Source organism: Novosphingobium album (ex Hu et al. 2023), from assembly GCF_022832385.1.
Taxonomy (GTDB): Bacteria; Pseudomonadota; Alphaproteobacteria; order Sphingomonadales; family Sphingomonadaceae; genus Novosphingobium; species Novosphingobium album.
In genome coordinates this window covers 60082-67129 of the sequence record NZ_JALHLE010000010.1, presented here as the reverse complement: position 1 = coordinate 67129, position 7048 = coordinate 60082, and the positions used below count along the sequence as shown (strand labels likewise).

Below are 7048 nucleotides of genomic sequence, written 5' to 3'. Positions count from 1 at the left end.
CGGCGGGGGCGGCGGAGGAGCAGCCGGTTCGCCGAAGTTGTACGCCAGGGTGCCCATCAGCGAGTGCGAACGCCAGCGGGTGCTCAGCGAGGCGCCGGTGGGGTCAACCAGATCGACATTATTGACGTTCATGAAGCGATACTTCACGCCCACGTCCCAGTGATCGTTGATCGGGGCGCGAATGCCGGCAATCGCCTGCCAGGCGAAGCCGCTGTCAGAGTCGTCGAGTGCATCGAAATCGACGCGGGCGACGCCTACGCCGCCGCCGATGAAGCCCTGAAGGCCATCGTCGGGACCGAAGTCGAGCAGGCCGTTGACCATGAACGACAGGTTGCTGGCATCAGTCCCGCCGGTGTACTTGACCTCGGCCTGGCGATAGCTGGCTTCGGTTTCCAGACGGAAACCACCGAAGTCATAACCGACAACGGCACCGCCGTCGAACCCGGCCTTGAATTCTGCAGTATCGACGTTGCTGACGCCATCGACGTCAACATCGGCGTCTTCAACGATCATGCCGCCGAAGTCGAGTTCAAGGTACCAAGCATTGTCTCGTGCGAAAGCGGGAGTAGCGATAGCAGTAGATGCCAGCGCCAGCCCTATGACGAGTTTCCTCATACGTTTCCCCTACTAGTAGAGATGTGGAGCCACCGAGTGCGCGGAGTATCTAACCCCTCCGGAAACCGGGCGCAAGCGCACAATGACAGCGACTGTTGCAATAATGTCGCTATTTCGGGGGCTTGGATCTCCATTTTGCCAAGTTGACGGAAAATCGACGGCACGGAACGTCCCCTGTGTGTTTACAATTGGTTAAACCGGCGGAAAGATACCTGCGGCCCGCAGGGCAACGATCAGTTCGCTGAGTGCTGCCCGGGCTTCCACATCAACGGTCGTGCCGCCGGCAGGTTCCGCGACGAGCGACGCTTTTTTCCATGAGCCGAAATAGAGCCGTTCCTGGCCGGAGGAAATGTCGAACACGCGCATGCCGTCGCGCGGGGTGACGAACAGCCAGTTTCCGGCCTGACGGCAGGCCAGCGTCTGGTCGAGGCCCTCCCATTCTCCTGACGCACCGGCTGCCACGAGCCAGTTCTGCCCGTCTTCCGGCGATGCGGGCGGCGTGGCGGTCTCGCCTTCGATGCTGCAATGAAGCAGCGCATCAGCTGTCGCAAAAGCCTCATTCACGAAAGTCTCCTTCTGTGCCTGCCCGGAATAGAGCAGGGGAAGGGCAAATCGAGGACTGGCGCTCTCGAACACCACGGGATCGCTCATGGGAAACTCCTGTTCTGCGGTTTTCAGGGAAGGGTGCAAAGTGAAAGGGGCTCGGACAGCCCGTGCGTTCCTTGCTGGCGGACCCGGAGTTGCCCGCCGGGTGCGAGGGCGGCCAGGTCAGAAAGCTGTGCACTGGAAATGTCGAGTTGCGGCTCGCCGAGGAACCATAGCGCCGCTGGCATATCGAGGGGCCCGAGCGTGACGAGATAGGTTTCGGTCTGTTCGACGAGGGGCATGTCGATCCCGTCCTGCCATTGCCATCCACCGCGGGCCCGCCGGGTCCAGTTCAGACGCCAGGCGCCGTCCGCAAGGATGGTCCGGCGCGGGTGCACGGGGGCGAGCGGGCGCAAGGTAATGCCGCTCAGCAGTACCGGCACTGTCACCGGTTCGGGGTCGTTACGGCCCACGGCGGCGACCTGCCGGCCGCTATTGTTGCCGAGCACGGACGGATCGAGTGGCACCGGGCGGGCATCCAGCAGGACGAACGGTTCGCCGATCACATGCGCGGTGATGGCCGATTCGGTGCCGCCGCGTCCGCGCAGAAGCCCTTCCAGGCGCCAGGTTCCATCACCCAGCGGCGTGGCATGGGCGAACTGGAGAATCTCTTCCCCGGCCATTGCGAGATTCGCGCCGTCTGCAAGCTGCTCCATGGTGGCCGAAACAAGCTGCATGGCCGGATCGCCCAACGCGACCTCAAGCTGCGAAACGCGGTCGAGCAACAGCGGATTCCCGGGGGGTAGGTTGGCGGTGACGGTGCCGGTCACACTCCGTGTGCGGCCGCTCTGTCCGAGCGGATGCAGGTCGCCATCGCCATGGTCGGCATAGAGGGCGGCGCCGGCCCAGTTCGCGGTCGAGCTCGAAACGGCGGCAAAGGGGCGCGGCGTGTCGAGGCCCGCGCCGGTGCTGTCGAGCGGCAATTCGTAGGCAACCAGCGTGGTGGTGCCGAGCGGTTCGTCGGGTGCAGGATTGGCCCGTCCGGCATCGGCCAACAGGTCAGGGGAGACATCGGCTCCAGCCGGAGCAACCCGTTCCAGGGTGAGCTCGACGCCGCCTTCGCGCCACTCCCAGTCGCGTAACCGCCAACGTCCGGCGATGCCGGGCACCGTGACGATGGAGCCCGGTGCAACGGCCGGATCGAGTTCGCAGGTGCGCCACGATATCCGGTCACGGGTCCAGTCGATCCGGCGTGCACTCTGCTCGATCAACGCCCGGGCAGAGGCGGCGTCGAGCGCGGCGGGCAATTCGATCGTTTCCGGCTCGCCCGGACCAGCCTGTCCTGACGCGCGCTGGACGCTGGCCTGGTAGTCACGGCCCACATCATAATAGCGCATGACCGAGGATGGTCTTTCAGGTGGCGGTTCGCGGTGGCGGGTGAAGCCGGACGCGCCGCCGAAGGATTCATCGCTTGCCGAGACGGCTGCTTCGGGAAGCATGACGGCGCTGTCCTGCAGCCGTTCGCGCGCGATCACCAGTTGTTCGCCACCGGCGTCGGCTCCGAGCGGGAAGATCTGGCCGAGCACTTGCAGGCTTTCGGCTAGCGGGCCGCTGCTGGAGAAACCGGCGATGGTTTCCAGTGGGACGGCAGCGTCGGTATCGTCGGCTAGGTCGCCGATAACGTCCGCAAGATCGAAGCTCTCGTCCGCGATCACTTCGAATGTCAGGGCCGGAATGTGATTGTAGTATTCCGAAAGATCGAGGTCCTCGAAGACCACATAGGCCAGATCGCGACAGGCGGGGCAGCGGGCCTCACCTTCGGCAGACAGGATCAGGGGATCGGGCTGCTGGTCGCCCACGCCTGTGTGGATACGCAGTGTGCCCGCCACCTTGAGGTCGCCCGCCTCGCCGCGCAGCAGCTTGCCGTCAGCCCAGATGCGGCCAATACCGAGGATCGGGCGGCTGGCGAGTGCAACAGCGAAATTGGCGGTGTAGCTGTAAGTTGTGGCGGAAGGAGAGCCCTTGCCGGTTCCCTGCGTTTCGCTGTGCTCGACGAGATCGGTCGCCCAGATGATCGAGCCGGCCACGCGCATCCGTCCGAAGTGGCGGGGCAGTACTTCGCCATAACTGGAGGCGCTGACTGCCAGTTCGGTCAGGCGCGGCCCCTTGCGGCTGGACGGTCCGAAAAGGGATGTATCCACCTGCCGCCCGATCAGCGAGCCGATGGCACCGCCAACCGGGCCGCCCAGGATCGTACCCAGAGTGCCGAAAACGATCGTGGCCATGTCAATTCCTCAGGGAAGGGGACGCCAATGGCGGCTAACAGCCCAGCCTGCGGGCAAGGGGCCTTCAACGACACGCCGGAGCCCGGCATGGGCATGGACGAAGCGGCATGGTCCCGTCGCAATCATCAGGTGTTGCTGGCAGGGGCCGGGCTGGACGAAAAGCACATCGCCCGGTTCGGGCTGTCCGTGTGTTTCGAACAGGCCAAGACGGGCCGCGATGTCAGCCAGAGGAGGCAGCCGCCGCGAGCGCAAGGTGTAGCGCGCGGGGAGGCGCGTTGTGATCCCGCAGGCAGAGCACGCCGCTTCCAGCACGCCAATACAGTCAAGCCCCGACCGCGGATCCCGCCCATGCAGGCGAAACGGAACGCCAACCAATTCGCGGGCCGCTAGCGCGAGTCCGGAACCGGTCACTGGACCGGCCCGGGATAGCGCGTGAGCAAGTCATTGCCCGGCAGGAACGGCTCGCCCCGGAAATTGACGGCATTGCCAAATCGCGTGGCGCAGGTTTCGAGCGTGTGATCGCACCCTTCGCGCAACAGAACGCGGGTTCCGGCTGCGGCAGTGGTGTCGATGGGAACATCAAGGACGAGGCCGCCGGAGCCGTCATTTGCCATGATTCCCGCGGTCAGGCCCGCCTGCGGCCCGTCGAGCCAGCGCAGCGTCCCGCCCGCGAAAATGGCTGGATCAGGCGCTTCTTCTAACGTGGCGGAATTGGCGGCCTCATCCAGCGCAGCCAGTGTCATTTCATGGGTAAAAAGGGGCGCGTTGAGATTGCATCCCGGCCCGCAAAAGGCCGCACGGCACGAGGGGCTGGTGCGCGGCACGAAATCGCGCTCCAGTTCAGCCTTGCGCGAGGCGAGACCGGCCGTGAACTGCCCGTCTTCCTCCGAGACCGCGCCCATCGTCCCGGCATAGAGGACTTCGTGTTCGCCGCTCTCCCAGTCCACCACGCCGATGCGCACTTGCGCGCCGTCGAAACGGCCGGCGGCTAGATCTGCGCTGGTGATCGCCTCGTGCGTGATGGCGCCGCGTGCTTCGGCGCTGTCGGGTTCGAAATCGGCTGACCGGCGGATCGCCGAGGGCACCATTCCGGGCGAGGCGCGGTGCAGCACGCCGTCGAACCACAAGTCGCGGTCATGACTGGTGAAGCCGAGAGTCACTCCGTCACGGCGCAGGATGCGCCAGAACGTGGCGGCGGTTTCGAGATCCGCCGCAAACCAGACCCGGCTCATGATGCCTCCCGGATTTCGACCACCGGCACGCTGGGGGCCTCGCCCGCCGCGAAGGCTGCGCCGGAGATTTCCAGCTGATCCTCGGCAAAGCGCACCGGCACATCGAACAGGAATCCTGCGCGAACTACCGAACCCTCGGGTGGCGGATCGTCGAAGGCGATCATGCCCAGATCGCCGAACGTCCAGTTTCCGGCCTGCACGGCGCCGTCGATGGACACGAGGATCGTTTCGAAATCCGGCCGGGTGATCCTGCGGGCTTGCGGGTCTTCACCGTCTCCGTATGACTTTGCCAGCGCGAATTCGGTCGCGAGCCCGTCGCCGGTGCCCAGAACCTGATCGAACGCAGTGGGCGTGCCGGTCATGCCGTTCGAACTGAAATCCGTGGGATCGCGTAGAAGGAACCCGCGCGCGGGGCCGCGGCGCGCGCGGTAGAAGGCGATCAGCACGCCCATCTCGGCTTCCGACCGCACACCGGGCCCGAGATCGAAGCGCAGCCGTGCGTTCGACCACAGGCTGTTGCGGCGCTCAAAGCCGGATGCGGTCACGGCGACACTGGTCGAGAATTCGGGCGTGACCATGGCGTCGCGTCCCAGTGCGAGCGGGTAGGAAACATCATCGAAGGCCTGCATGACGTCGGCTCCTGAATTGGCGGCAGAGGGCAAGCGCACGTATCCGTCGCGGGCGATCTGCGGCAGCGCCCAGACCGCCACTTCGTGGGGAGCGCGGGAGAGTGCCTCGTCGATCCCTGCATCGATTAGGCGCCATTGGCCGCTGTCGGCGGGATCAAGCACGAAACCCGCGAGGTAGTCCTGCTCCGCAGGCGGATAGCCGAGGCGGGTATTCACCTCGGTATAGGATTTCCGGCGCAACCCGTCGGCTCCTGCGGTCAGCCAGTCGTAGTCTTCCACCTGCAGCCGGTCGAATGCGGGGGCGGCCCAGCCCAGCGGCAGGTTCGCGCGCTTCAGTTCTGGCATGTCCGCGGCGAGCAGCGTCGGGGTGAACACGAGTGCCAGCGCTTCGGTGGGCGCGGGATCGGCTGCCGCGCGCACCGCGCTCACCAGATCGGCGGTCGATTGCGCCAGCAGCGCGCCTGCGGCATCGAGCAGGTCCGTCTGCGCCGTGTCCAGACTGGCGCGCATGTCGGGGATTGCTGGCGGTGATCCTCCGAAAGCGGTGGTGGCGGCATCGTCGTAGAGACAGATGCGCCCGTCGGGAAACGTCCACCACCACGGCTCGCCGACCTGAAAGCGTACCGGTGCCCCTGCCTCGATCATCAGGCCGGTGAAGGCGCTGGCCACCGATTGCAGCCAGCCCATGGCATCGCCGTTCGCAGGCGAGAGCAGGGTCGAAGGTGGATCCCAGCCAGTCTGCGCCGGGTTGCCCAGTCCGTCGCGCTGCTTCCATGCGTTCGGGCAATGCTGATCCAGTACCTCGTATGACAGGGATGCGACCGGGCTGAAGCCCATCGCCTTGCATTCGGCGAAGAAAGCCTGGTGCCAGGCGCGTGCCGGGGTGTTGAGCGGATCGGTACTCTGCCCGGCGAGATAGGCACCCGCATCATGGACCAGCCGGAAGTAATGGCTCATCCCCACGTAGAGGATCACCGAGCCGCGATAGCCCAGCTGGCGGATGTTTCTGAGCAGCCGCGCCGGGGTTTGCACGCCCTGATCGTCGAAGCCGGTGGCCAGCGCGAGGCCATGCGGTGGCACCATGACGTCACCGGTCTCCAGCATGGCGCGGGCACCATCGGTTGTGATTCCGGTCATCTCGATCCAGCCCTCGGCTTCGGCGTCCAGCGGATCTGCGCTGCCGTCATAACCGGGCGGCGCGAAGGAGATGAACATGCGGTCGATATCGCCGGGCCAGACCGTTTTGCCCGGCAGCGAGAACCCGGCCTCCAGATCGGCGAAGTCGAGGGTAATCTCAGCGTCTTCGCTAGTGCCCTCAGCGTAATTCCATAGCCGTACGTACCAAGTGCGGGCATCACCGTTTTCGTCGCGCCCTTCGATCGTCAGCGTCGGGCCATAGACGGCATCGAGTGGCAGAACGCCGCCCGAACGCCAGCGGAAACGCAGCGAAGTATGCGCGTAGTTGCGGTCCGTCCTGTAGGCGAGCAGCGGGTGATCGAGCGTGTCCACGCTTGCCCAGATCAGCCCGCCGAGATCGCCCTTGCGCAGGAACGAGGCATCCACGCGCAGCGTATCCGGGCCGGTCGATACGACTGTGGCCATCATCGGGCGCGGGAAATTGACGGTCCAGAAGCGCGGATCGAAGCGCATGATCCAGTCGCTGGCCTGACCCTGACGCTTGCTTGCAAGCCAGAATGCCATG

Annotated in this window: 6 protein-coding genes; all 6 read right to left on the bottom strand. The window is 65.4% G+C overall.

Annotated features, from left to right (window positions below):
* Positions 1-615 (bottom strand): outer membrane protein (locus tag MTR64_RS08940; RefSeq protein ID WP_243992959.1); only part of this gene is annotated, 615 nt, incomplete at its 3' end.
* Positions 616-807: 192 nt separating this feature from the next.
* Positions 808-1266, bottom strand: coding sequence for a DUF2793 domain-containing protein (locus MTR64_RS08935; RefSeq protein ID WP_243992957.1), 459 nt, complete (start codon positions 1264-1266; stop codon positions 808-810).
* 23 nt (positions 1267-1289) lie between these two features.
* On the bottom strand, positions 1290-3485 hold the full coding sequence (locus MTR64_RS08930) for a phage tail protein (protein WP_243992955.1): 2196 nt from the start codon (positions 3483-3485) through the stop codon (positions 1290-1292).
* Between the two features lie 9 nt (positions 3486-3494).
* Positions 3495-3896 carry an NlpC/P60 family protein gene (locus tag MTR64_RS08925; RefSeq protein ID WP_243992953.1) on the bottom strand — a complete coding sequence of 134 codons (402 nt, stop codon included), beginning with the start codon at positions 3894-3896 and terminating at the stop codon, positions 3495-3497.
* The gene (locus tag MTR64_RS08920) at positions 3893-4717 is read right to left on the bottom strand and encodes a DUF2163 domain-containing protein (RefSeq protein ID WP_243992951.1); all 825 of its coding nucleotides are present in this window, start codon (positions 4715-4717) and stop codon (positions 3893-3895) included. Before MTR64_RS08920 ends, MTR64_RS08925 begins: the two co-directional genes overlap by 4 nt.
* Positions 4714-7047, bottom strand: coding sequence for a DUF2460 domain-containing protein (locus MTR64_RS08915; protein WP_243992949.1), 2334 nt, complete (start codon positions 7045-7047; stop codon positions 4714-4716). Before MTR64_RS08915 ends, MTR64_RS08920 begins: the two co-directional genes overlap by 4 nt.
* Position 7048: the final 1 nt, after the last annotated feature.

Coding starts and splice junctions, on each gene's coding strand:
- MTR64_RS08915 (WP_243992949.1), bottom strand. CDS start 7,047: ATGGCATTCTGGCTTGCAAGCAAGCGTCAGGGTCAGGCCAGCGACTGG.
- MTR64_RS08920 (WP_243992951.1), bottom strand. CDS start 4,717: ATGAGCCGGGTCTGGTTTGCGGCGGATCTCGAAACCGCCGCCACGTTC.
- MTR64_RS08935 (WP_243992957.1), bottom strand. CDS start 1,266: ATGAGCGATCCCGTGGTGTTCGAGAGCGCCAGTCCTCGATTTGCCCTT.
- MTR64_RS08930 (WP_243992955.1), bottom strand. CDS start 3,485: ATGGCCACGATCGTTTTCGGCACTCTGGGTACGATCCTGGGCGGCCCG.